Annotated in this window: 23 protein-coding genes; 13 read left to right on the plus strand and 10 right to left on the minus strand. The window is 59.5% G+C overall.

The annotated features are described in order from the left end of the window. Position 1 precedes the first annotated feature (1 nt). From entE to LRM19_RS01740, 6 genes are all read left to right on the plus strand, one after another. Positions 2-1,612 (plus strand): (2,3-dihydroxybenzoyl)adenylate synthase EntE, encoded by a 1,611-nt coding sequence (entE, locus tag LRM19_RS01715; protein WP_271367074.1) that lies wholly within the window; start codon positions 2-4, stop codon positions 1,610-1,612. 10 nt (positions 1,613-1,622) lie between these two features. Further along, complete coding sequence (locus tag LRM19_RS01720) at positions 1,623-2,477, plus strand: isochorismatase (RefSeq protein WP_271367075.1); 855 nt, start codon at positions 1,623-1,625, stop codon at positions 2,475-2,477. Then, a complete protein-coding gene (gene entA / locus LRM19_RS01725) occupies positions 2,477-3,232 on the plus strand; it encodes a 2,3-dihydro-2,3-dihydroxybenzoate dehydrogenase EntA (RefSeq protein ID WP_127729975.1) in 756 nt (251 codons plus the stop codon). The genes LRM19_RS01720 and entA overlap by 1 nt, the downstream gene beginning before the upstream one ends. Beyond that, positions 3,233-3,646 carry a proofreading thioesterase EntH gene (gene entH, locus LRM19_RS01730; RefSeq protein WP_136195332.1) on the plus strand — a complete coding sequence of 138 codons (414 nt, stop codon included), beginning with the start codon at positions 3,233-3,235 and terminating at the stop codon, positions 3,644-3,646. It abuts the gene before it with no gap. 149 nt (positions 3,647-3,795) lie between these two features. Beyond that, positions 3,796-5,901 (plus strand): pyruvate/proton symporter CstA, encoded by a 2,106-nt coding sequence (gene cstA / locus LRM19_RS01735; protein WP_271367076.1) that lies wholly within the window; start codon positions 3,796-3,798, stop codon positions 5,899-5,901. 60 nt (positions 5,902-5,961) lie between these two features. Next, entirely contained in the window at positions 5,962-6,159 is a 198-nt protein-coding gene (locus LRM19_RS01740; RefSeq protein WP_006809671.1) for a YbdD/YjiX family protein, read from the plus strand. On the opposite strand, the gene LRM19_RS01745 is transcribed toward LRM19_RS01740, so the two are convergent. The 4 genes from LRM19_RS01745 to LRM19_RS01760 all read right to left on the minus strand — a co-directional run bounded on the left by LRM19_RS01745 (position 6,156) and on the right by LRM19_RS01760 (position 8,910). Continuing rightward, positions 6,156-6,560, minus strand: a complete 405-nt coding sequence (locus tag LRM19_RS01745; RefSeq protein ID WP_127729982.1) for a helix-turn-helix domain-containing protein — start codon at positions 6,558-6,560, stop codon at positions 6,156-6,158. The two genes, LRM19_RS01740 and LRM19_RS01745, sit on opposite strands and share 4 nt — an antisense overlap. Further along, complete coding sequence (locus tag LRM19_RS01750) at positions 6,541-6,837, minus strand: type II toxin-antitoxin system RelE family toxin (protein ID WP_271367096.1); 297 nt, start codon at positions 6,835-6,837, stop codon at positions 6,541-6,543. The genes LRM19_RS01745 and LRM19_RS01750 overlap by 20 nt, the downstream gene beginning before the upstream one ends. A gap of 183 nt (positions 6,838-7,020) precedes the next feature. Continuing rightward, positions 7,021-7,764: an SDR family NAD(P)-dependent oxidoreductase gene (locus tag LRM19_RS01755; RefSeq protein ID WP_024906989.1), complete on the minus strand. Its 744-nt coding sequence runs from the start codon at positions 7,762-7,764 to the stop codon at positions 7,021-7,023. 57 nt (positions 7,765-7,821) lie between these two features. Then, positions 7,822-8,910: an oxidoreductase gene (locus tag LRM19_RS01760; protein WP_271367098.1), complete on the minus strand. Its 1,089-nt coding sequence runs from the start codon at positions 8,908-8,910 to the stop codon at positions 7,822-7,824. A 158-nt stretch (positions 8,911-9,068) separates the two neighbouring features. Between LRM19_RS01760 and LRM19_RS01765 the strand changes: the two genes are divergently transcribed. The 4 genes from LRM19_RS01765 to LRM19_RS01780 are packed head-to-tail and all read left to right on the plus strand — an operon-like array spanning position 9,069 to position 13,885. Beyond that, positions 9,069-10,571, plus strand: coding sequence for a sugar ABC transporter ATP-binding protein (locus tag LRM19_RS01765; protein WP_271367100.1), 1,503 nt, complete (start codon positions 9,069-9,071; stop codon positions 10,569-10,571). Further along, positions 10,568-11,563, plus strand: a complete 996-nt coding sequence (locus LRM19_RS01770) for an ABC transporter permease (RefSeq protein ID WP_136195336.1) — start codon at positions 10,568-10,570, stop codon at positions 11,561-11,563. The genes LRM19_RS01765 and LRM19_RS01770 overlap by 4 nt, the downstream gene beginning before the upstream one ends. Positions 11,564-11,582: 19 nt before the next feature. Next, positions 11,583-12,647, plus strand: coding sequence for a sugar ABC transporter substrate-binding protein (locus LRM19_RS01775; RefSeq protein WP_048026943.1), 1,065 nt, complete (start codon positions 11,583-11,585; stop codon positions 12,645-12,647). Beyond that, positions 12,644-13,885 carry an LVIVD repeat-containing protein gene (locus LRM19_RS01780; RefSeq protein ID WP_271367102.1) on the plus strand — a complete coding sequence of 414 codons (1,242 nt, stop codon included), beginning with the start codon at positions 12,644-12,646 and terminating at the stop codon, positions 13,883-13,885. Before LRM19_RS01775 ends, LRM19_RS01780 begins: the two co-directional genes overlap by 4 nt. A 52-nt stretch (positions 13,886-13,937) precedes the next feature. Here LRM19_RS01780 and mtnK read toward each other — a convergent pair whose 3' ends face one another. Then, on the minus strand, positions 13,938-15,137 hold the full coding sequence (mtnK, locus tag LRM19_RS01785; RefSeq protein ID WP_271367104.1) for an S-methyl-5-thioribose kinase: 1,200 nt from the start codon (positions 15,135-15,137) through the stop codon (positions 13,938-13,940). A gap of 104 nt (positions 15,138-15,241) precedes the next feature. Between mtnK and mtnA the strand changes: the two genes are divergently transcribed. Further along, on the plus strand, positions 15,242-16,258 hold the full coding sequence (gene mtnA, locus LRM19_RS01790) for an S-methyl-5-thioribose-1-phosphate isomerase (RefSeq protein WP_271367105.1): 1,017 nt from the start codon (positions 15,242-15,244) through the stop codon (positions 16,256-16,258). Positions 16,259-16,300: 42 nt separating this feature from the next. Continuing rightward, a complete protein-coding gene (locus tag LRM19_RS01795; protein WP_143344822.1) occupies positions 16,301-16,771 on the plus strand; it encodes an SRPBCC family protein in 471 nt (156 codons plus the stop codon). Positions 16,772-16,824: 53 nt separating this feature from the next. Here LRM19_RS01795 and LRM19_RS01800 read toward each other — a convergent pair whose 3' ends face one another. Genes LRM19_RS01800 through LRM19_RS01810 form a run of 3 tightly spaced genes read right to left on the minus strand, consistent with a single transcriptional unit; the run spans position 16,825 to position 18,664 of the window. Beyond that, on the minus strand, positions 16,825-17,367 hold the full coding sequence (locus tag LRM19_RS01800; RefSeq protein ID WP_023293046.1) for a 1,2-dihydroxy-3-keto-5-methylthiopentene dioxygenase: 543 nt from the start codon (positions 17,365-17,367) through the stop codon (positions 16,825-16,827). Beyond that, a complete protein-coding gene (gene mtnC, locus LRM19_RS01805; protein ID WP_271367108.1) occupies positions 17,364-18,053 on the minus strand; it encodes an acireductone synthase in 690 nt (229 codons plus the stop codon). The genes LRM19_RS01800 and mtnC overlap by 4 nt, the downstream gene beginning before the upstream one ends. After that, positions 18,050-18,664, minus strand: a complete 615-nt coding sequence (locus tag LRM19_RS01810; protein ID WP_271367109.1) for a methylthioribulose 1-phosphate dehydratase — start codon at positions 18,662-18,664, stop codon at positions 18,050-18,052. Before LRM19_RS01810 ends, mtnC begins: the two co-directional genes overlap by 4 nt. A gap of 122 nt (positions 18,665-18,786) precedes the next feature. On the opposite strand from LRM19_RS01810, the gene LRM19_RS01815 reads away from it, so the two are divergent. Continuing rightward, positions 18,787-19,947 carry a pyridoxal phosphate-dependent aminotransferase gene (locus LRM19_RS01815; RefSeq protein WP_115874479.1) on the plus strand — a complete coding sequence of 387 codons (1,161 nt, stop codon included), beginning with the start codon at positions 18,787-18,789 and terminating at the stop codon, positions 19,945-19,947. On the opposite strand, the gene LRM19_RS01820 is transcribed toward LRM19_RS01815, so the two are convergent. Together LRM19_RS01820 and LRM19_RS01825 are read right to left on the minus strand one after the other, a co-directional pair. After that, on the minus strand, positions 19,948-20,574 hold the full coding sequence (locus LRM19_RS01820; RefSeq protein ID WP_271367111.1) for an IbrB-like domain-containing protein: 627 nt from the start codon (positions 20,572-20,574) through the stop codon (positions 19,948-19,950). It abuts the gene before it with no gap. After that, a complete protein-coding gene (locus LRM19_RS01825) occupies positions 20,559-21,782 on the minus strand; it encodes a phosphoadenosine phosphosulfate reductase (RefSeq protein WP_127730013.1) in 1,224 nt (407 codons plus the stop codon). The genes LRM19_RS01820 and LRM19_RS01825 overlap by 16 nt, the downstream gene beginning before the upstream one ends. Positions 21,783-21,801 lie beyond the last annotated feature (19 nt).

The raw sequence follows: 21,801 nt of genomic DNA on the forward strand, positions 1-21,801 counted from the left end.
CATGACCATTCCCTTTACCCGCTGGCCTGAGGCATTTGCCCGCCGCTACCGTGAAAAAGGCTACTGGCAGGATCTGCCGTTGACCCACATCCTGACGGATCGCGCGGACAGCGATGCCGTGGCGATAATTGACGGCGAGCGGCACATCACCTACCGTGCGTTTAATCAGGCGGTGAACAACCTGGCCTCAGCCCTTCAGGGGCGTGGGCTGCATCGCGGCGAGACCGCGCTGGTGCAGCTTGGCAACGTGGCCGAGTTCTACATCACCTTCTTCGCGCTGCTGCAAATCGGCGTCGCGCCGGTCAACGCGCTCTTTAGCCACCAGCGCAGCGAGCTGAACGCCTACGCGGCGCAGATCAAACCCGCCGTGCTGATCGCCGATCGCGACCATGCGCTGTTTGCGGGCGATGACTTCCTCAACGCTTTCGTGGATGAACACCGTTCGGTACGCGTCGTGCTCCTGCGCGGCGATAAGGGTGAACATGCCCTGGAAGCGGCGATGGCCCGTCCCGCGGACAACTTTATCCCGAACCCGACGCCCGCCGACGAAGTGGCCTTCTTCCAGCTCTCCGGCGGCAGTACCGGCACGCCGAAGCTGATCCCGCGCACGCATAACGACTACGACTACAGCATCCGCCGCAGCAACGAGATCTGCGGCATTACCGCCGAAACCCGTTACCTGAACGCGCTGCCCGCGGCGCACAACTACGCCATGAGTTCGCCGGGATCGCTGGGCGTCTTCACCGCGGGCGGCTGCGTGGTGCTGGCGAACGATCCGAGCGCCACGCTCTGCTTCCCGCTGATTGAACGACATCAGATTAACGTCACCTCGCTGGTCCCGCCGGCGGTGAGCCTCTGGCTGCAGGCGATTGCCGACGGCGCGGGCAGCGCGCAGCTTAAATCACTGAAGCTGCTGCAGGTGGGCGGCGCGCGCCTCTCCGCCACGCTCGCGGCGCGCATTCCGGCGGAAATCGGCTGCCAGCTTCAGCAGGTGTTCGGCATGGCGGAAGGGCTGGTGAACTACACCGCGCTCGACGACGCGCCGGAGCGCATCATCAACACCCAGGGCCGCCCGATGTGCCCGGACGACGAAGTGTGGGTGGCCGACGAGCATGGCAACCCGCTGCCGCGCGGGGAAGTCGGACGCCTGATGACGCGGGGGCCGTATACCTTCCGCGGTTATTTCAACAGCCCGGAACACAATGCCAGCGCCTTTGACGCCGACGGGTTTTACTGCTCCGGGGATCTGATCGCCATCGACGAGCAGGGTTACATCACCGTGCAGGGTCGTGAGAAAGATCAGATCAACCGCGGCGGGGAGAAGATCGCCGCCGAAGAGATCGAGAACCTGCTGCTGCGCCATGAGTCGGTGATCCACGCCGCGCTGGTGAGCATGGAGGACAGCCTGCTGGGCGAGAAGAGCTGCGCGTATCTGGTGGTGAAACAGCCCCTGCGCGCGGTCGAGGTGCGTCGCTTCCTGCGCGAGCAGGGCGTTGCCGAATTCAAGCTGCCGGACCGCGTGGAGAGCGTGGATGCGCTCCCGCTGACGCCGGTCGGCAAAGTCGATAAGAAACAGTTGCGCCTGTGGCTTGCTGAACGCGCCCGGGGCTGAGGAACAGAGTATGGCCATCCCAAAATTAACCGCTTACGCGCTGCCAACCGCCGCAGAGTTGCCGACCAACAAGGTGAACTGGGCGTTTGAGCCCGAGCGCGCGGCGCTGCTGATCCACGATATGCAGGAGTATTTCCTGAACTTCTGGGGCGAAAATAGCGCGATGATGCAGCAGGTAGTAGCGAACATCGCTAAACTGCGCACGTACTGCAAAGAACACAATATCCCGGTTTACTACACCGCGCAGCCAAAAGAGCAGAGCGATGAAGACCGCGCCCTGCTGAACGACATGTGGGGGCCGGGCCTGACCCGCTCGCCGGAGCAGCAGCGCATCGTCGCTGAGCTGACCCCGGACGAAGCGGACACGGTGCTGGTGAAGTGGCGCTACAGCGCATTTCACCGCTCGCCGCTGGAGCAGATGCTGAAAGAGACGGGCCGCAACCAGCTGCTGATTACCGGCGTGTACGCTCACATCGGCTGCATGACCACCGCCACCGACGCCTTTATGCGCGACATTAAGCCGTTCTTTATTGCCGACGCGCTGGCAGATTTCACCCGTGACGAGCACCTGATGTCCCTGAACTACGTGGCCGGACGCTCGGGCCGCGTGGTGATGACCGACGAGCTGCTGCCGTCCGTTCCGGCCTCGAAAGCCGCGCTGCGCGAGCTGATCCTTCCGCTGCTGGACGAGTCCGACGAGCCGATGGATGACGAAAACCTGATCGACTACGGCCTGGATTCAGTGCGCATGATGGCGCTGGCCGCCCGCTGGCGCAAAGTGCGCGGCGATATCGACTTCGTGATGCTGGCAAAAAATCCCACTCTCGACGCCTGGTGGGCGCTGCTTTCCCGCGAGGTGAAGTAATGGCGGGATTCGATTTTACCGGCAAAACCGTCTGGGTGACGGGCGCGGGGAAGGGGATTGGCTACGCGACCGCACTGGCGTTTGCCGAAGCAGGCGCACAGGTGACCGGGTTCGATCTGGCCTTCCCGCAGGATGACTATCCGTTTGCCACCGAAACGCTGGACGTGGCGGATGCCGCACAGGTACATGAGGTTTGCGGGCGCGCGCTGGCTTCGCTCGAACGGCTGGACGTGCTGGTCAACGCCGCGGGCATTCTGCGCATGGGGGCGACGGACCAGCTCTCGCAGGAGGACTGGCAGCATACCTTCGCGGTCAACGTCGGCGGCGCGTTCAACCTTTTCCAGCAGACGATGGGCCAGTTTCGCCGCCAGCAGGGCGGGGCGATGGTCACCGTGGCGTCCGACGCGGCGCACGCGCCGCGCATCGGCATGAGCGCCTATGGCGCATCGAAAGCGGCGCTGAAAAGCCTGGCTCTGACCGTCGGGCTGGAGCTGGCAGGCAGCGGCGTGCGCTGTAATCTGGTGTCGCCGGGCTCAACGGACACCGATATGCAGCGAACCCTGTGGAAAAGCGACGATGCGGAGCAGCAGCGCATTCGCGGCTTCGGCGAGCAGTTTAAGCTCGGCATTCCGCTGGGCAAAATTGCCCGCCCGCAGGAGATAGCTGCGACCGTGCTGTTCCTTGCCTCCGATGCCGCCAGCCACATCACCCTGCAGGATATCGTGGTGGACGGCGGCTCCACGCTGGGGGCATAAATGATCTGGAAACGTCATTTATCGCTTGAAGAACTGAACGCCACCAGCGTGAATACCCTGGTGGCGAACCTGGGCATCGTCTATACCCGCCTCGGGGATGACACGCTGGAAGCGGAGATGCCGGTGGATGCACGAACCCATCAGCCGTTTGGCCTGCTTCACGGCGGTGCCTCGGCGGCGCTGGCGGAAACGCTCGGCTCAATGGCCGGATTTCTGATGACCCGCGACGGGCAGAGCGTGGTGGGAACGGAGCTGAACGCCACGCATCATCGGGCAGTTTCCCACGGCAAGGTTCGCGGCGTGTGTCAGCCGCTGCATCTTGGGCGTTCGAGCCAGAGCTGGGAGATTGTGGTCTTCGACGAGCAGGGGCGGCGGTGCTGCACCTGCCGGTTGAGTACGATGGTGTTGGGCTAACCCAGGCAGATCAAAGTGATCGGCTTAACACTGTGGTGTAAATCTCTGGTTTGACCACGCATTATTGCGTTTCAAAGTTGTTAAATTTTTCCGGTTGTTCTAGAAACAAAATGTAACATCTCACTGTTTCACAACAACGGACAACAACTATGAACAACTCAGGGAAATACCTTACATGGGCAGGGCTCTCCGTTGTGGGAGCCTTTGCCCTGGGCTACATCGCCCTCAACCGAGGGGAGCAGATCAACGCGCTCTGGATCGTCGTCGCCTCGGTCTGCGTTTACCTGATCGCCTATCGTTTTTATGGCCGCTATATCGCGAAGAACGTCCTGGGCGTTGACGCAACGCGCATGACGCCTGCCGTTCGCCATAACGACGGTCTGGACTACGTGCCGACCGATAAGAAAGTGCTGTTCGGTCACCATTTTGCGGCGATTGCCGGGGCAGGCCCGCTGGTGGGGCCGGTGCTGGCGGCGCAGATGGGCTACCTGCCGGGGATGATCTGGATCCTGGCGGGCGTGGTGCTGGCAGGCGCGGTGCAGGACTTTATGGTGCTGTTCGTCTCTACCCGCCGCGACGGACGTTCGCTGGGTGAGCTGGTGAAAGAGGAGATGGGGGCCACTGCCGGGGTGATTGCGCTGGTGGCGACCTTTATGATCATGGTGATCATCCTCGCGGTGCTGGCGATGATCGTGGTGAAAGCGCTGACCCACAGCCCGTGGGGAACGTATACCGTTGCCTTTACCATTCCGCTGGCGCTGTTCATGGGGATCTACATCCGCTACCTGCGTCCGGGCCGGATTGGTGAAGTGTCGGTGATTGGCCTGGTATTCCTGGTGTTCGCCATTATCTCCGGCGGCTGGGTGGCGGAAAGCCCGACCTGGGCGCCGTTCTTCGACTTTACCGGCGTACAGCTGACCTGGATGCTGGTGGGCTATGGCTTTGTGGCGGCGGTGCTGCCGGTATGGCTGCTGCTGGCGCCGCGTGATTACCTCTCCACCTTCCTGAAAATCGGCACTATCGTCGGGCTGGCGATCGGCATTCTGATTATGCGCCCGACCTTGACCATGCCTGCATTAACCAAATTCATCGACGGTACCGGCCCTGTCTGGACCGGCAATCTCTTCCCGTTCCTGTTTATCACCATCGCCTGTGGTGCGGTGTCGGGCTTCCACGCTCTGATTGCCTCCGGTACCACGCCGAAGATGCTGGCGAATGAAAATCAGGCCTGCCTGATCGGCTACGGCGGTATGCTGATGGAGTCCTTCGTGGCCATTATGGCGCTGGTCTCCGCCTGCATTATCGACCCGGGCGTGTATTTCGCGATGAACAGCCCAATGGCGGTCTTGGCTCCGGCCGGCACCGTTGACGTGGTAGCGTCTGCCGCGCAGGTGGTGAGCGGCTGGGGCTTTGCGATTACGCCTGAAACGTTGACGAGCATCGCCAGCGAAGTGGGCGAGCAGTCGATTATCTCCCGCGCGGGCGGGGCGCCGACGCTGGCGGTCGGCATGGCGTATATTCTCCACGGTGCGCTGGGCGGGCTGATGGACGTGTCGTTCTGGTATCACTTCGCCATCCTGTTTGAAGCGCTGTTTATCCTGACGGCGGTGGATGCGGGAACCCGTGCGGCGCGCTTTATGCTGCAGGATCTGCTGGGCGTCATCTCCCCGAACCTGAAGCGGACCGATTCGCTCCCGGCTAACCTGCTGGCGACAGCGCTGTGCGTGCTGGCGTGGGGGTACTTCCTGCATCAGGGCGTGGTCGATCCGCTGGGCGGGATTAACACCCTGTGGCCGCTGTTCGGTATCGCCAACCAGATGCTGGCGGGCATGGCGCTGATGCTCTGCGCGGTGGTGCTGTTCAAGATGAAGCGCCAGCGTTACGCGTGGGTGGCGCTGGTGCCGACCGCGTGGCTGCTGATCTGTACCCTGACGGCGGGCTGGCAGAAGGCCTTCAGCCCGGATAACAAGGTGGGCTTCCTGGCGATTGCCAACAAGTTCCAGGCGATGATCGACAGCGGCAAGATCCCGGCGCAGTACACCGAATCGCAGCTGTCGCAGCTGGTGTTTAACAACCGTCTGGACGCCGGGCTGACCATCTTCTTTATGGTGGTGGTCGTGGTGCTGGCATTGTATTCTCTCAGGACCGCGCTGGCGGCGTTGAAAAATGATAAGCCAACGGCGAAAGAGACGCCGTACGAGCCAATGCCTGAAAACCTGGAAGAGATTGTGACCCAGGCCAAAGGGGCGCATTAACCCGTGTGCCGGGTGGCGGCTTCGCCTTACCCGGCCTACATTCCCTGTGAGATCAGAACTATGTTCGACACCCTTTCCAAAGCCGGTAAGTACCTGGGCCAGGCCGCCAAAATGATGATTGGCGTGCCGGACTACGACAATTACGTCGAGCATATGCGCGTCAACCATCCGGACCAGACGCCCATGACCTACGAAGAATTTTTCCGTGACCGCCAGGATGCCCGCTACGGCGGCAAGGGCGGAGCGAAGTGCTGTTAACCCTCTTTCGGTAAATAGAGGCTGATCTGCTCCTGCTTACAGCCGTAGATCGCCGCCAGCTTTTCGCGGGTGCGCTTTTGCGGACGGGAGTCCAGCGCTTCCAGCTGTGACACGGCGGACTGGCTGATGCCGAGTTTCTCCGCCACCTCCTGCTGGGATAGCCCGCGCAGGATACGCCACGCGGCCTGCAGGCTGACGTTCTCGTTATGCATGACGTCGCATACTTCACCAGGTAATCCTACGTCATCATAACAATCGTGTTCGACTTCAATATCCTCTAGATCATCGTCGGTTTCGTCGTCAATTTCTGCCATCTGTAAGCACATACGAAAGTATTCATCATAGGGAATAACGACGTACTGCGCTTTTCCGTCATCGTCCTTAATTAGCTGAACAGCCATAGGGGGCTTTCTCCTCGTGAAGGTAGGTCGTTGATGTTCTGCTCTTGACGGCCAAAACATAACAATGGTTATCGGGATCGTCCCGAAGTGTAATCAGAATGCGGTAATCGCCAACGCGTAGCCGAAAATGATTTTCTGTTGCCGATTTTTTTTTGATATCGGGCCGGGGAGCTGAGCGATCGCCCAGCTCAGCAAGTTTTGCTTTGATTCTTCGCTGATATCGGCCATCGATTTTGGAAAACTCTTTCTTTGCATTCTTTGACCAGACAATCTTCATCCGTACCTCCACTGTGCGCCCACACAAAATATAAGGAAATAATAAGGCTATTAGATAAATTCCGAATTTCTTATGGGGTACTGTAGAGCGGAGAAAAAATACAGGTAAGAGGCAAAACGCAAACCGTCGAGGCGGCTCGAGAAGGCCTCTGCCTGGCGACAGAGGCTTGCAGAAAAGGTGCGATCAGGCGTTCAACCCGCCGTCCACATCCAGGCCGGTACCGGAGATCTGTCCGGCGGCCGGGCTGGCAAGGAAGGTGACCGCCGCCGCGATGTCTTCCGGCTGGCCGTAGTGGCCGACGGCGATCATCTGGCGCTGGGCTTCCGCCTGTTCGCCGTCTTCCGGGTTCATATCGCTGTTGGTGGGGCCGGGGTGGACAAGGTTAACGGTAATACCGCGCGGCCCCAGATCGCGCGCCAGGCCGCGGGTGAGGGAGTTGAGGGCAGACTTGGTCATCGAGTAAACGGCAATACCCGGCATCGCCACGCGGTTGGCCAGACAGCTGCCGATGTTGATAATGCGCCCGCCGTCAGACATGTGCACCAGCGCTTCCTGAATGGCGATCACCACGCCGCGAATGTTGACGTTGATGAGCGCGTCGATGTCCGCCAGGGTCATGGATTCCAGCGGGCCGCCGCGGGCGATCCCGGCGTTGTTGACCAGGATGTCCAGCCCGCCAAGAGAACGCGCCGCATGGGTGACGGCATCCTGAATCGCCTGTGCGCTGGCGCTGTCGGCCTGCACGGCTTCGCTGTGTCTTCCCAGCGCCTTAATCTCATCGGCGACCGCCTGGGCTTTATCGGCAGATTTTTCATACGTAATAATCACATCCGCACCGGCGCGCGCCAGCGACAGTGCAATAGCCCGACCCAACCCGCGGCTGGCACCGGTAACCAGCGCCTTTTTACCTGTTAAATCGATCTGCATGATGACCTCGTTACGAGAGTGGTAAGAATCATCATTAGGTATAGACGGTCAGGGAGATTAACGGCTGAAGTATTCCACCTTCTCAAACGCCGCGCGCAGAACGTCGGGCGTTAACGTCACCGGCAGATAATGAATTGACTCCACCGGACGCAGGGTGTGGGCAATCACCTTATCCAGCTCCTCTCGGCTGTTAATATCGACCTCCAGCGCGCGAAGCGTGGTCGGCAGGTTAAAACGCCGATACGCCGAGAGCAGCTGTGCCAGCACGTCGTCCTGGCCGAGCAGGGCGCTCTGCACCAGAATGCCGTAGGCCACCTTGGTGCCGTGCAGGTATTTCTCAGTCTGCGGCAGCACGGTCAAACCGTTGTGCACCGCATGTGCCGCCGCCACGCGGGTATAACGTTCGCCCAGACCGCCGACCATCCCGCCGCCTGCGATAATCGCATCCACCACGTCCCGGAACGCCTGCGTCTGTTCACCGCGCTGCTGGTCAGCCAGGGCTTCCTCACTGTGCTCCAGCAGCACGTCGCGGATAGCCAGCGCGCCGTTGATGCCCAGCCGCACGGTCAGCGGCAGCTTTTCAGGCTGCGGGGCGAGCACTACCGCTTCGTACCACTTCGCCAGCGTATCGCCGATGCCCGCCAGCAGGTATTCCGCGGGTGCGTTAAGGACGATCTGCGGCTCCACCAGCACCAGGAAGTTGGCGTCGTCGAAGATCTCAAAATGCAGCGCCTGACCGGCATCGTTGTACCAGACGGAGAGCGGGGTCCACGCCGCGCAGGTGGCGGCAATAGTGGGGATGCCCACGAACGGCACTCCTAAGCGGCGCGCCACGGCCTTGACGGCATCGAGCACCGCGCCGCCGCCAACGCCAATCACCACGCTGGCGTCGCTGCCGGATTCATTCACCAGATGGGTGACGTCGCGCTCGCTGCAGTGGCCTTTAAACAGCAGGTGTTTCGCCCCCGGCGCATTAAAGCTCTCTGGCAGGAAAGGGCGCGCGCCTTCGATCGCGCGCTCGCCGTAGATCCACACCGCGCGGGAAAGCTGTTCAGGGGTAAAGAAGTCATTCAGATGCGCAAGGCTTCCGGAATGAGAGAAGTAGTTCGCCGGGCCAGGCACGACGCGGATATCGGTGTTGCTCATGATGGTGTCCTTTTTGGGAAGCGCTAACCCGATGTTATGTCTGGACATCCGGATGGCTAATAATATTTCGCTTTAACTTATGCCTTTTCCGTCGTTGTCAGTCAACCGGAGCTGTGAAAAATTCGATAAATCAGAAGAGTAATGAAGGATTTACGCGGATGGTTTCCAGTCGCCTTGAAATGCGCGGTATCAGCCTGGCCTTTTCCGGCTTTCAGGCGCTGTCGCGCGTGAATTTCACCTTATCCGGCGGCTCCGTACACGCGCTGACCGGCGCCAACGGCGCGGGAAAATCGACGCTGATGGCGGTGCTGTGCGGGACGCACGACCACTATGAGGGCGAGATCAGCATTAACAACCAGCCGGTAAACATCCGCGAACCGCTCGATGCCAAACGGCTGGGGATCCACCTTGTGCAGCAGGAGGTGGACGTGGCGCTGATCCCGGGGTTAAGCATCGCCGAGAACATCATGCTCGACCAGCTGGCGCAGCCGGGGCATCGCTTCAGCTGGCGCGCGATCCGTCAGCAGGCGAGACACGCGCTGGCGCAGCTGGATGTTTCTCTGGACGTACGCCGTTCCATCGACAGCTGCACGCTTGCCGAAAAGCAGCAGATTTTGCTGGCGCGGGCGCTATCCCACCACTGCCGTTTTTTGATTCTTGATGAGCCCACCGCGCCGCTGGACGCGCACGAGAGCGAGCGCCTGTTTGCGGTAGTGAGACGCTTAAAGCAGCAGGGCATCGGCGTGGTGTTTATCTCCCACCGCATTCACGAGCTGAAGGCCATCTGCGACACCCTGACGGTGCTGCGCGACGGCAAGCTGATTGAGTCCGGACCGATGGCCGATCTCAGCGGTGAAGCGATCGTTGAGAAGATGCTCGGCCACGTGCTGAGCGATATCTATCCGCCCGCGCGGCCGCCGCACGGCGAAGAGACGCTCCTGCGGGTAGAAGGTCTGCACGACGACGCGCTGCTGAAAGATATCTCCCTGCACCTGCGCAAGGGCGAAATTCTTGGTATTGCCGGGCTGGCGGGGGCGGGAAAAACCGAACTCTGTAAGGCGCTGTTTGGCGCCAGCAAAAGCCGCGTGGCGCGCGGTGAGCTGAATCAACAGCCCTGGCAGCCGCGCGACCCGGCGGACTCGGTGCTGCGCGGGCTGGCGCTGGTGCCGGAAGAGCGGCGCAAAGAGGGTATTTTTATCGACGAGCCGGTAAGCATGAACCTTGCCGTGTGCGCCGATAACAGCTTCTCGCGCTGGAGCCTGTTCGGCCATCGTCAGGCGTGGCGCTGGGCGGAGGAGGTGATCGCCCGCGTCGGCGTTCGCGCCCGCGGTCCCGGGCAGGTTTTGCGACGTCTCTCCGGCGGTAACCAGCAGAAGGTGGCTATCGGCAAGTGGCTGCGCAATGACGCGAGCGTGCTGATCTTCGACGAGCCGACCAAAGGCGTGGACGTGAAGGCCAAAACCGATCTTTTCCAGCTGATTGACGGCCTGGCGCGCGAGGGCAAAGGGGTAATTTACGCCTCCGGCGAATTTGCCGAGCTGGTCGGGCTGTGCGACCGCATCTGCGTGCTGTGGGACGGGCGCATCGTGGCGGAAATCGCCGGGACCGAGGCCCGTGAAGAGACATTACTTTATTATTCAACCGGAGGAACGGCGTCGTGAGCAAGGTCCTTTCAGTAAACGCGACGGCGTCTGGCCGTCAGCAGATTTTCGATTTTCTCTACAGGTGGGGCATGTTGCTGACCGTCGTCGCGCTGGTGGCCGTCTTTGGCCTGGCGTCGGACAGCTTCCTCGATCCGAACAACATCATCAACATTCTGCGCTCGATTGCCATCGTGACGGTGATTGCCATTGGCGTGTCGATCTCGCTGACCATCGGCGGATTCGATCTCTCCGTGGGGTCTACCGCGTCGCTGGCGAACGCGCTGGTGATTTCCCTTTTCGTCTGGCACGGCTTTGGCACCACCGAGTCGATTCTGATTACCCTCGCGCTCTGCACGCTGGTGGGACTGTTTAACGCCTTTCTGATCGTTATCCTGCGCATTCCGGACATGCTCGCGACGCTGGCCAGCCTGTTTGTGATCCAGGGCGTGGCGATGACCTACAGCTACGGCGGGTCGATTACCGAAAACATGGTGCTGCCGAGCGGCGATATGGCCGAAGGGACTATTCCGGCGGCGTTCAGCCTGCTGGGACAGGTGCCGACCATCGTGATCGTCATGCTGGTGGTGACCGTGCTGGCACAGCTGGGGCTGTCGCTCACCACTCATGGACGCCGGATGTACGCCATTGGCGGTAACCCGGAAGCGGCGCGTCTCTCCGGCATTCGCACCACCCGCTACAAGGTGGCTGCCTACGTGATTGCCTCGCTGCTGGCGGGCCTGGGCGGGATTTTGCTGGCCTCGCGCATTGGCTCGTCGCAAGTGAACGCGGGCGGCGGATATCTGATGGATGCGGTAGCGGCGGCGTGGATTGGCTTCTCGCTGGCCGGGTCCGGCAAGCCGAACGCGCTGGGGACCCTGGTCGGGGCGGTTATTCTCGGCGTGCTGTCGAACGGGCTGGTGATGCTCTCCGTGCCGTATTACGCCATGGACATTATAAAAGGGCTGGTGCTCGCGGTAGCGCTGGCGATTACCTACATACAAAAACGCTGACAACACAACGGGATAAAAAATGAAAAAGATTGCACTCTCTTTGGTGGCATTAGGGTTATTCACCGCTCTGCCTGGCTTTGCGGCCACGCCTGCACCGCTTCCGGCGGCCATTGCCAACCATGACGGCCCGATCCGCATCGCGGTGATCCGTAACCTCGGCTCAGACGACAACACCACACAGTTTATTGCCGGGGCCATTCAGGAAGGGAAGAAGCTCGGCTTTAAGGTCAGCACCTTTTTAAGCAACGGGGACGACGCCAAATTCCAGGACTTCGTGAACCAGGCCATCAGCCAGAAGTACGACGGGATTATCCTGTCTCAGGGCCGCGATCCGTACTCCACCGCGCTGGTGAAGAAGGCGGTGGACGCCGGGATTAAGGTCGCGGTATTTGATACCGCCGTCAACGGCGAGATCCCGGGCGTGACCGTTACCCAGCAGGACGATGCCTCCCTGACGAACCTCTCCTTCGGCCAGCTGGCGAAAGATTTCAACGGCAAGGCCAATATCGTCAAGCTGTGGGTGGCGGGCTTCCCGCCGATGGAGCGTCGCCAGGCGGCCTATAAAGAGCTGCAAAAACAGTATCCGGACATTAAAGAGCTGGAGTCTATCGGTGCGGTCTCTTCCGACGTGCAGGGCGACACCGCCAACAAGGTGGGTGCAATCCTCGCGAAATACCCGAAAGGCAAAATCGATGCCATCTGGGGAACCTGGGACGCCTTCAGCCAGGGCGCGTATAAGGCGCTGAAAGAGAACGGCCGCACCGAGATTAAGCTCTACAGCATCGACATCTCTAACCAGGATCTGCAGCTGATGCGCGAGCCGGGCAGCCCGTGGAAGGTGAGCGTGGCGGTGGATCCGAAGCTGATTGGCGCGACCAACGTGCGTCTGGTGGCGAACAAGATTGCCGGGGAAGCGACGCCAGCGACCTACGATTTTAAGGCAGCCGCCATTCCTCAGGCGCTGCTGACCGCCCAGCCGGGCGCGGTGAACGTGGCGTCGCTGGGCAAAATCATTCCGGGCTGGGGCCAGACGGAAGATTTTATCGCGCCGTGGTTTGCGACGCTGGAAGCGAAAAATAAATGAGCGAGCTCCCTACGCCCGAATACAGCCGCAATATGCGGCTGATTGGCCATAGCGATCAGGGTGGTCGCCCGGACGGCGTGCAGCTGATGGTGCATCGCGGTTTCGCCTATATAGGCCATATGGTGTCGCAGGGCTTTTCGATTGTCGACGTGCGCGACCCGAAAAACCCGAAAGCGGCAGGCTACGTGCCCGCACCGCCGGGCACCTGGAACGTGCACCTCCAGGCGCATGACGATCTCCTGCTGGTCATTAACGCGCGGGATCTTTTTGCCGATGCGCGTTTTGCCGACGAGAAGGTCTACTACACCCGGCAGGTGGGCGAGACCGTCAGCGACGTGCAGGACAAAGGCTGGAGCGCGGGGCTTCGCGTTTTTGATATATCCACGCCGGACAAGCCGCGCGAAATCGGTTTTCTGTCGCTGAGCGGTATCGGCATCCACCGCATCTGGTACGTCGGCGGACGCTGGGCGTACGTGTCGGCGCTGATCGACGGCTTTACCGACTACATCTTTTTGACGATCGACCTGGCCGACCCGCGTAAGCCTGAGGTGGCAGGGCGCTGGTGGCTGCCGGGGATGAATCAGGCAGAAGGGGAGAAGCCTAACTGGCCGGAAGGGAAACGCTACGCGCTGCACCATGCGATTATTGCAGGCGATACCGCGTACGGCAGCTGGCGCGACGGCGGCCTGACGCTGCTGGACGTGAAGGATCGCACTCAGCCTAAGCTCATTAGCCACCGTAACTGGAGCCCGCCGTTTGGCGGCGGCACGCACACCGCGCTGCCGCTGTCCGACCGCGATCTGCTGGTGGTGCTGGACGAAGCGGTGCTCGATAACCAGGAAGACGGCGAGAAGCTGATCTGGCTGTTTGATATTCGCGAGCCGTCGAATCCGGTCAGTATTTCTACCTTCCCGCAGCCGGATGAAACCGACTACGTGGCGAAAGGGGCGCATTTCGGGCCGCATAACCTGCACGAGAACCGGCTGGGGAGCTTCGTCAGCTCGACGCTGATTTTTGCGACGTATCAGAACGCGGGCGTGCGCGCTTATGACATTTCCAATCCGTATCGTCCGGTGGAAACCGGCGCGCTGGTGCCTGCGGCACCGGAGAAAATGATGGATACCCGCCCGAATCGCCCGCAGGTGATCCAGTCGTGTGACGTGTTTGTGGATGCGCAGGCAATTATCTACAGCACGGATTATAACGGCGGGCTGTCGGTGATTGAGTATTTGGGGTAAGCGCAGTTTGATGCCCTCACCCCGGCCCTCTCCCGCAGGGAGAGGGAGAAAATCAACTGTACTGCCGCACCCGCGCCACCAGATCTTCCGCACTGTCGATGCGGTCGGCAATCGCAATCAGCGCTTTACCGAGCGTTATCGCGTGGCGCAGGCATTCGTGGCGCATCGCCTCGTCCTGAATGGTGTCGATATCCGCGACGTGGGAAAGCCCGACGCTGCGGCGAACGAGTTCGGTGCCGCAGAAGCCGATGGCGTCATGCCAGACCTTTTTCAGAAACGCAGAGGCGTAACCCGGCGCGCCGAGCGCGGCGTCGCGCGTTTTCTGGTGTGCCAGCGCCTGGAAGCGTTCCGCGAAGGTGTTCCACAGCTCCTGAATATCGGTCAGGCGCTGCTCGCGCGCGGCGGCGGCATCGCGAATGCCCAGGTGCCCCGGCAGGCCGCAGAAGTTCAGCAGCAGGTTGCCGATGGCGGTACCGACGTCAAAGCCAATCGGGCCAAAGTAGCCAAACTCGGCGTCGATGGCCTTCAGGCTGCCGTGCGCCACAAAAATCGACCCGCTGTGAATATCGCCGTGCAGGAGCGCTTCGGCGTGCGAGAAGAAGCGGTGCTTCAGGGAGGCCACGGCAATTTTAAGTTGGGCGTCGTCGCGCAGCGCCGCGACGTCATTTTCCAGCTCGGCCGGGTAGCTGTTGCGCTCGTGGATCTGGTACGGATCGTTGAAGAACAGATCTTCGGTGATCTCGCACATCTCCGGGTTGATGAATTTCGCCACCTGCGCTTTCTTCTCGTGCGGGTGCAGGTAGAAATCGCTGGTGTAGAACAGCGCGTGCGCGAGGTATTCACCCAGCTGACGCGCCGCCAGCGGGTAATAATTATTTTTGATCAGCTCGCCGCGCCAGATGCGATGGCTGGAGAGATCTTCCATCACCATCACCGCCAGCTCCGGATCGAAGTGGTGGATTTTCACGGTGTGCTGCGGGCTGTGCCGGTAGTGCTCGACCAGGGTTTGCGCCTCCAGACGGGCGCGGTCCAGCGTCAGCGGCCAGGACTCGCCGACGCAGCGCACGTAGGGTAGCGCCTGCTTAACGACGATGCGGCTCACGCCCGCGCTGTCGAAAATTTTAAAGACCAGATTGAGGTTGCCGTCGCCAATCTCCTGCGCCTCTACCAGCGATGAAGGATCGTCAAGTCCGCCAAACTGCCTGGCATACTCCACGGCATCCTGAGCGGTAAAGGTACGGTATTGCGACATGGCCTGCTCCTCACGAGTTTTTAAATTAAGACATGTAGACGTCTATACATCTGGATTTCATCCTGACACAATGTGCTACAACAACGCAACAGGGAATTAACGACATGCAGACATTACAGACGACCAGCCTGCGGGTGGCGAATAATCAGCTCTTTATTCTCGACCAGCAGGCCCTCCCGCAGGAGAAACGCTGGCTGGATGCCTCGACCGTAGAGGCGCTGGTTGGGCATATCCACGCCCTGCGCGTGCGCGGCGCGCCGCTGATTGGTCTCTCTGCAAGCCTGCTGCTGGCGCTGCTGGCGGAAAACGGCAAAAACCGTGACGAGCTGGCGATTGCGCTGGAAACCCTGCGCGCGTCCCGCCCGACGGCGGTGAACCTGATGAACAATCTCGACCGCATGAAGATTGCGCTGTGGCAGGAAGAGTATGTTCCGGCGCTGGTGTCGGAGGCGCTGCGCCTGATTGATGAAGATAAACGACTCTGTGATGCCATTGCGAAAGCGGGCAGCGCGCTGGTGAAGCCCGGCAGCCGCCTGCTGACCCACTGCAACACCGGCGGACTGGCAACGGCGGGGGTCGGTACGGCGCTTGGGGTCATTGCTCGCGCGCACCATGAAGGCAACGTCAGCAACGTCTGGGTCGATGAAACCCGCCCGCTGCTGCAGGGCGGTAGATTGACCGCGTGGGAGCTTGGCGAGCTGGGTGTGCCGTATCAGCTGATTACCGACTCCATGGCCGCCAGCCTGATGGCGAAAGGGCAGGTAGACGCCGTGTGGGTGGGCGCAGACCGCATTGCGGCTAACGGCGACGTGGCGAACAAAATCGGCACCTACTCCCTGGCGGTGCTGGCAAAATTCCACGGCATTCCGTTCTATGTGGCCGCGCCGCAAACGACCCTCGACCCGGAATGCCCGAACGGCGACGCGATCCCGATTGAGCAGCGTGCCGCCAGCGAGGTGACGGGCGTCGCCGGAAGCTTTGGCGCGGTTCAGTGGGCGCCGGAAAACGCGCAGGTCTACAACCCGGCGTTTGACGTTACGCCAGCCTCGCTGATTAGCGGCTGGGTGCTGGATACGGGCGTGGTCACGCCGGAAGAGGTTGCGGAAGGGAAATTTGCCTGAGTCCGGCTATCCTTTAAGGGGCTCCCTTAAGAGGACAACATCGTGACGCTCGATCCTGAAACTGACTTAAAACTGGAGCGCGTGGTGGATGCACCGCGCGACCTGCTTTGGCTCTGCTGGACTACGCCGGAACACATCAAAAACTTCTTCATTCCTGCTCCCCATAAGGTGACCGAATGCGATCTCGACCTGCGCGTGGGCGGGCGGTTCAACACCGTGTTTGAGGTGGACGGTCAGCGGATGGATAACCGGGGCGTCTTCCTGGAAATCGATCCCGGTAAAAAGCTGGTCTTTACCGACGGCTATACCGAAGGCTGGAAACCGGCCGAGAAGCCGTTTATGACGGCGATTTTATTGCTGGAAGATGTCGGGGAGGGGAAAACCCGCTATACGGCGATTGCGCGTCATCCGACGAAGGAGATCCGCGAGCAGCATGATCAGATGGGCTTCCACGAAGGATGGGGGATTGTGCTGGATCAGCTGGTGGGATATGTGAAGGGATTGAAGGTGTAACGCGCTCGGATGCCCTCACCCTTACCCTCTCCCACAGGGAGAGGGAGAAAAGATCATGCCAACCGTGGATACGCATCCGCAATCGCATCACCGGTAAACTGGGCCACCCAGCCTTCCGGGTTATCGAAAATACGAATGGCGGTAAAGTTCGGCTCTGAGCCCATATCAAACCAGTGCGGCGTGCCCGCGGGGACGGAGATCAGGTCGTTTTTCTCGCACAGCACCTGATACACCTCATCGCCAATGTGCAGGCAGAACAGCCCCGCGCCTTCCACGAAAAAGCGTACCTCGTCTTCGCCGTGGGTGTGTTCGTTCAGGAACTTCGCGCGCAGCGCATCTTTCTGCGGATTGTCGGCGCGCAGGCTGATCACGTCCCAGCTCTGGTAGCCTTTTTCCGCCACCAGTTTGTCGATCGCATGTTGATATGCCTCGATCACGGCTTCAGGGGCGGGATCGTGTCCTAAATCGCGATCCGCAGCCCAGCGTTCAAACCGAACGCCTTTCGCGTTGAGCTGTTGGGCAATCTCGGCGGCGTCGGTGCTGTGCCACTGGTGTTGACTGGCGTCTTTGTCGGAATAAATGGTCAATGCGCTCATGAAGGGATCTGCTCCGGGTTAATCTCGTCAAACTGGTGGACCTGATGGTGGTGGCTTGCGCCGTCATCATCACCGCGAATCAGCTGCAGGGTACGAAAACCTGCCTGTTCAGCCGCATCCAGCTCCTGATGAATATCGGACAGGAACAGGATCTGCGACGGGGCAATGCCCGTTTGCGCCGCGATGTTCTGATAAGACTGCACCTCGCGCTTGGCGCCGATGTGGGTATCAAAATAGCCGCTGAACAGATGAGTAATATCACCTTCGTCGCTGTAGCCAAATAACAGTTTCTGCGCGGCGACGGAGCCAGAGGAATAAACATAGAGATCAATCCCTTGCGCTTTCCACTTTTCCAGCGCAGGCAGCACGTCGGGGTAGAGGTGTCCGGTAAAATCGCCGTTAACGTAGCCGTCGTGCCAGATGATCCCCTGCAGGGCTTTGAGCGCGGTCGATTTGCGGTCTTCGTCCATAAAGGCAAACAGAGCGTCGACAAGTTCGCCGACGCTGGCGTGCGGGTTATCGATTTCATCACGCAGGTTGTCCAGAATGGATTTGACCGGCTCGGCGTACTGCTGCGCGGTCACGAAGGCCGCCAGCCGCTCACGCGCGTAGGGGAACAAAACGTTATGGACAAAACGAATATCGCTGGTGGTCCCTTCAATATCCGTCACAATCGCGCGAATCATATTCTCTCCAGTTGTCGTAAACGCATTTCGCATTCAAATAAGAATTCTAGCCCTTCCAGATGACGGCGGGCCTCGGCCACATCGCGGCCCCAGCAGGTTAAGCCATGACCGCGCAGAAGAAAACCATAATTAAGCGGGCGTTCCTCTGCGTAATGGGCGATTCGGGAGGCGAGGGCGTCCATATCCTGGTCGTTATCAAAGATCGGGATAGCCACCGTGTCCATATGCGTGGTCTGCCCGGTGAGGGATTTTTGCATCTCAAAGCCGCTGATGTTGAGCTCGGCTTCTTTGACCAGACGGGACAGCACCGTGGCGTTAACCGTGTGAACGTGAAGGACGGCGTTGGCTTCAGGAAACAGACGATAGATAAGGGTGTGCAGCCCGGTCTCCGCCGACGGTTTACGACCGGACGGGGCGCGATTGGTGGCAATCTCGACCTGCAGGAAGTCATCGGTGGTGAGGCTGCCTTTGTCCTTTCCGGATTCGCTGAGCCAGCACAGATGTTCGTCCTGACGCACCGACATATTGCCGCCTGTGGCGGGGGCCCAGCCTTTGGCACCAATCCAGCGGCAGGCGTCGACCAGATGCGTGAGTTGCAGGTTATCTCTCATTTCCTTTTACCCTCTCGGCCAGGAATATTCATATGGTTTAGACGTCTAAGCGTCTTGATTGCCAAAGACTAACATCGTGTTATAGTGGCAGCAACATAAGTATTACAGGCAGGCACGACACAATGAGCAATAACGCATTGATTCCGCAGAGTAAACTTCCCAATCTCGGTACCACCATCTTTACGCAGATGAGCGCTCTGGCGCAAAAGCACAACGCCATTAACCTTTCTCAGGGGTTCCCGGATTTCGATGGCCCGACGTATCTGCAGGAGCGTCTCGCGTACCACGTGGCGCAGGGGGCAAATCAGTATGCACCGATGACGGGCGTGCAGGCGCTGCGGGAAGCCATTGCGGATAAAACGGCGGAACTGTATGGCCATAAGCCCGATGCGAACACCGACATCACGGTGACGGCAGGGGCAACCGAAGCACTGTATGCGGCCATCACCGCACTTGTGCGCGCGGGGGATGAAGTCATCTGTTTTGATCCGAGCTACGACAGCTATGCGCCTGCGGTTGAACTCTCCGGCGGCGTGGTGAAACGCGTGGCGCTCCAGCCGCCGCATTTTCGCCCTGACTGGCAGGCGTTTGCTGCGCTGCTGAGCGACAAAACCCGCCTGGTGATCCTGAATACCCCGCACAATCCGTCGGCGACGGTGTGGCAAAAAGCCGATTTTGCCGCGCTGTGGCAGGCTATCGCCGAACGGGAAATTTACGTCCTGAGCGATGAAGTCTACGAGCACATCTGCTTTGCTGAGGAAGGGCATGCCAGCGTGCTGGCCCATCCGCAGCTTCGCGAGCGTGCTATCGCCGTCTCGTCATTCGGTAAGACTTACCATATGACCGGCTGGAAAGTGGGCTACTGCGTCGCACCGGCGGCTATCAGCGCTGAGCTGCGCAAGGTGCACCAGTACCTGACCTTTGCCGTGAACACGCCGGCCCAGCTGGCGCTGGCGGATATGCTGCTCGCTGAGCCCGCGCATTACCGCGAGCTGCCGCACTTCTATCGTGAACGTCGGGATCTGTTTGTGACGGCATTAAGCAAAAGCCGTCTGGAAATTTTGCCCTCAGAAGGCACCTATTTCCTGCTCGCCGACTACAGCGCGATATCGGAGCTGGACGACGTGAGTTTCTGCCAGTGGCTGACGAAAGAGGTCGGCGTGGCCGCCATTCCGCTGTCGGTGTTCTGCGCCGATCCCTTCCCGCATAAGCTGATCCGTCTTTGCTTTGCGAAGCAGGAATCGACGCTGCTGGCGGCGGCAGAGCGCCTGAACACGCTCTGATTATTTCACCGTCCAGGCTTCTGAGTAACGGCGGTCTGCAAACAGCTCCAGCAGACCGTTGATTTGCTTGAGGCGCAGCACCTCATCGCTGTCCATGCCCAGCTCTTTGCCTATTCGCTCATCATTCCAGCCGAGCTGCGCCAGTTCGCGCACGATATCTGACATGGCGTTGATTTGATGCCGACCCCGCGCCCGATTGTGGCGAATCGTGGCGGCCATACGGTTATGTTTATCCTGCCGATCCCGACGCAGGCAGGTGACGGGGAGATATCCCTTAAGCTGACGCTTCAACGCCGCCCGATTTTTACCGATTTCATGGCGATGAAAACCATCCACGATTTCGTAGTGTTGCGGTTCACTTTCTGTCACAACGATAGGTTGGGTGAATCCATCGAGTTCCAGCGACTTACTGAGCAGCCGTTTTTCTGGGGGGGCAACGTTATTGGGATTGTAATCGTTAGCGGTAATAGCGTCCTGTCTTATCCAGAGGACGCAGTCTATCGGTTGCTCGCGAAACGGACTGTGTTTATGGATTGCCTCACGAAAAGCATTTATGGCGTTAATGCGGTCCTCTTCTGAAAGTGACTGAAGGTACGTTTCCATCTCGGTGATTAGTCTTTGTCGCATAATATGCCCCACTCCTTGCGTTTAGCCTTCACTCTGTCGCTGTAGCGCTGATAATGTTTGGGTTTGTTCGGGCTGAACGATAGCGCCCTGCACCAGTAGTCGTTATTCAGGAGAACTTTGCAAATACGGCGCCATGAGGGAATGTCTTTGGCTCCGATATCACCGTCCTGAGTATCGGGAATATCCTCCATGCCTCTCTTCTGATACCAGTGCAGATAAATGGCGATTTTATTGCGGTAATGCTCAGCCGTATTTTGCGGCATGCTTTCGAGGAGCAACATGGCATATTCGCGCCAGCAGAGGTGTTCGGGTTTCAAAATTTTTCGGTGACCATAAAAATGATTATCGTGTCCGGCGTACATTCCTCCGCTGCGTGCACCGCTCACGCGCTCGCACATGGCCGCCCAGCGATCGGGCTCAACAACGTGGTAGAGCCATAGTCCCTGGCGCTGTTCTGGGCCAAAGGGTTCACAAATACGCATGTAGCGTAGCGGCACGCCAGCCTGAAACATCAGGTCATAAAGTGGGTTATAGCAACAACCTGATTTGGCGAACCAGGTCCATATATCGGCGGTTTTCCAGTCGTAGAGGGGATAGATATACCAGGCATGTCCTCCCGGTGCGACGGTAGTCCAGGGTTTATCGTCGGCAAACCGCTGCTTACGCGCCGATGCAATAGCCAGGAAACGGTTGTAAGACTCATCGGCGCGGATGCCAATCAGTACCGCCGCCGGGCGATTGAGAGAGAACCAGTCGCAGAAACTGCGGACAAAGGTTTCAAACGTCATGCCAGGCTGGTAGAAAGGAAAATAAGCGGGATCGGTTATCGCATCGTCAGGAGGCTGGCGGACCCATTGGGTACCGGGTTCCCAGCATTGCCATTCCGGCTGGAATTGCGAAAGTGAATTTTGCGTTGTCAGGGGAAGCGCGACCCACCAGAAATGATCGATGACATCGCTGTACAATTCACGCATATGTTGCACATGGTTAATGGTATGGGAAAACTGCGCCTCCCAGTCAATAAAGAGCACATCTATTTTGACTTTCATCTGTCGCGCCTGTTGGGCAACCAGATGCAGCATGACGGTGGAGTCTTTTCCACCTGAAAAAGAAACACAGGTTCTGGGAAAATTTTCGAGAGTCCATTTTATTCGCTCCCGAGCAGCAGTAAGAACATCCTGGTTTAAAGGGTATTTATAAATTGACATGCTTATTCTCATCCTGAGG

It is taken from the genome of Enterobacter sp. PI-10, assembly GCF_027947695.1.
Taxonomy (GTDB): domain Bacteria; phylum Pseudomonadota; class Gammaproteobacteria; order Enterobacterales; family Enterobacteriaceae; genus Enterobacter; species Enterobacter vonholyi.

Coding starts and splice junctions, on each gene's coding strand:
- entE (WP_271367074.1), top strand. CDS start 2: ATGACCATTCCCTTTACCCGCTGGCCTGAGGCATTTGCCCGCCGCTAC.
- LRM19_RS01720 (WP_271367075.1), top strand. CDS start 1,623: ATGGCCATCCCAAAATTAACCGCTTACGCGCTGCCAACCGCCGCAGAG.
- entA (WP_127729975.1), top strand. CDS start 2,477: ATGGCGGGATTCGATTTTACCGGCAAAACCGTCTGGGTGACGGGCGCG.
- entH (WP_136195332.1), top strand. CDS start 3,233: ATGATCTGGAAACGTCATTTATCGCTTGAAGAACTGAACGCCACCAGC.
- cstA (WP_271367076.1), top strand. CDS start 3,796: ATGAACAACTCAGGGAAATACCTTACATGGGCAGGGCTCTCCGTTGTG.
- LRM19_RS01740 (WP_006809671.1), top strand. CDS start 5,962: ATGTTCGACACCCTTTCCAAAGCCGGTAAGTACCTGGGCCAGGCCGCC.
- LRM19_RS01745 (WP_127729982.1), bottom strand. CDS start 6,560: ATGGCTGTTCAGCTAATTAAGGACGATGACGGAAAAGCGCAGTACGTC.
- LRM19_RS01750 (WP_271367096.1), bottom strand. CDS start 6,837: ATGAAGATTGTCTGGTCAAAGAATGCAAAGAAAGAGTTTTCCAAAATC.
- LRM19_RS01755 (WP_024906989.1), bottom strand. CDS start 7,764: ATGCAGATCGATTTAACAGGTAAAAAGGCGCTGGTTACCGGTGCCAGC.
- LRM19_RS01760 (WP_271367098.1), bottom strand. CDS start 8,910: ATGAGCAACACCGATATCCGCGTCGTGCCTGGCCCGGCGAACTACTTC.
- LRM19_RS01765 (WP_271367100.1), top strand. CDS start 9,069: ATGGTTTCCAGTCGCCTTGAAATGCGCGGTATCAGCCTGGCCTTTTCC.
- LRM19_RS01775 (WP_048026943.1), top strand. CDS start 11,583: ATGAAAAAGATTGCACTCTCTTTGGTGGCATTAGGGTTATTCACCGCT.
- LRM19_RS01780 (WP_271367102.1), top strand. CDS start 12,644: ATGAGCGAGCTCCCTACGCCCGAATACAGCCGCAATATGCGGCTGATT.
- mtnK (WP_271367104.1), bottom strand. CDS start 15,137: ATGTCGCAATACCGTACCTTTACCGCTCAGGATGCCGTGGAGTATGCC.
- mtnA (WP_271367105.1), top strand. CDS start 15,242: ATGCAGACATTACAGACGACCAGCCTGCGGGTGGCGAATAATCAGCTC.
- LRM19_RS01800 (WP_023293046.1), bottom strand. CDS start 17,367: ATGAGCGCATTGACCATTTATTCCGACAAAGACGCCAGTCAACACCAG.
- mtnC (WP_271367108.1), bottom strand. CDS start 18,053: ATGATTCGCGCGATTGTGACGGATATTGAAGGGACCACCAGCGATATT.
- LRM19_RS01810 (WP_271367109.1), bottom strand. CDS start 18,664: ATGAGAGATAACCTGCAACTCACGCATCTGGTCGACGCCTGCCGCTGG.
- LRM19_RS01815 (WP_115874479.1), top strand. CDS start 18,787: ATGAGCAATAACGCATTGATTCCGCAGAGTAAACTTCCCAATCTCGGT.
- LRM19_RS01820 (WP_271367111.1), bottom strand. CDS start 20,574: ATGCGACAAAGACTAATCACCGAGATGGAAACGTACCTTCAGTCACTT.
- LRM19_RS01825 (WP_127730013.1), bottom strand. CDS start 21,782: ATGTCAATTTATAAATACCCTTTAAACCAGGATGTTCTTACTGCTGCT.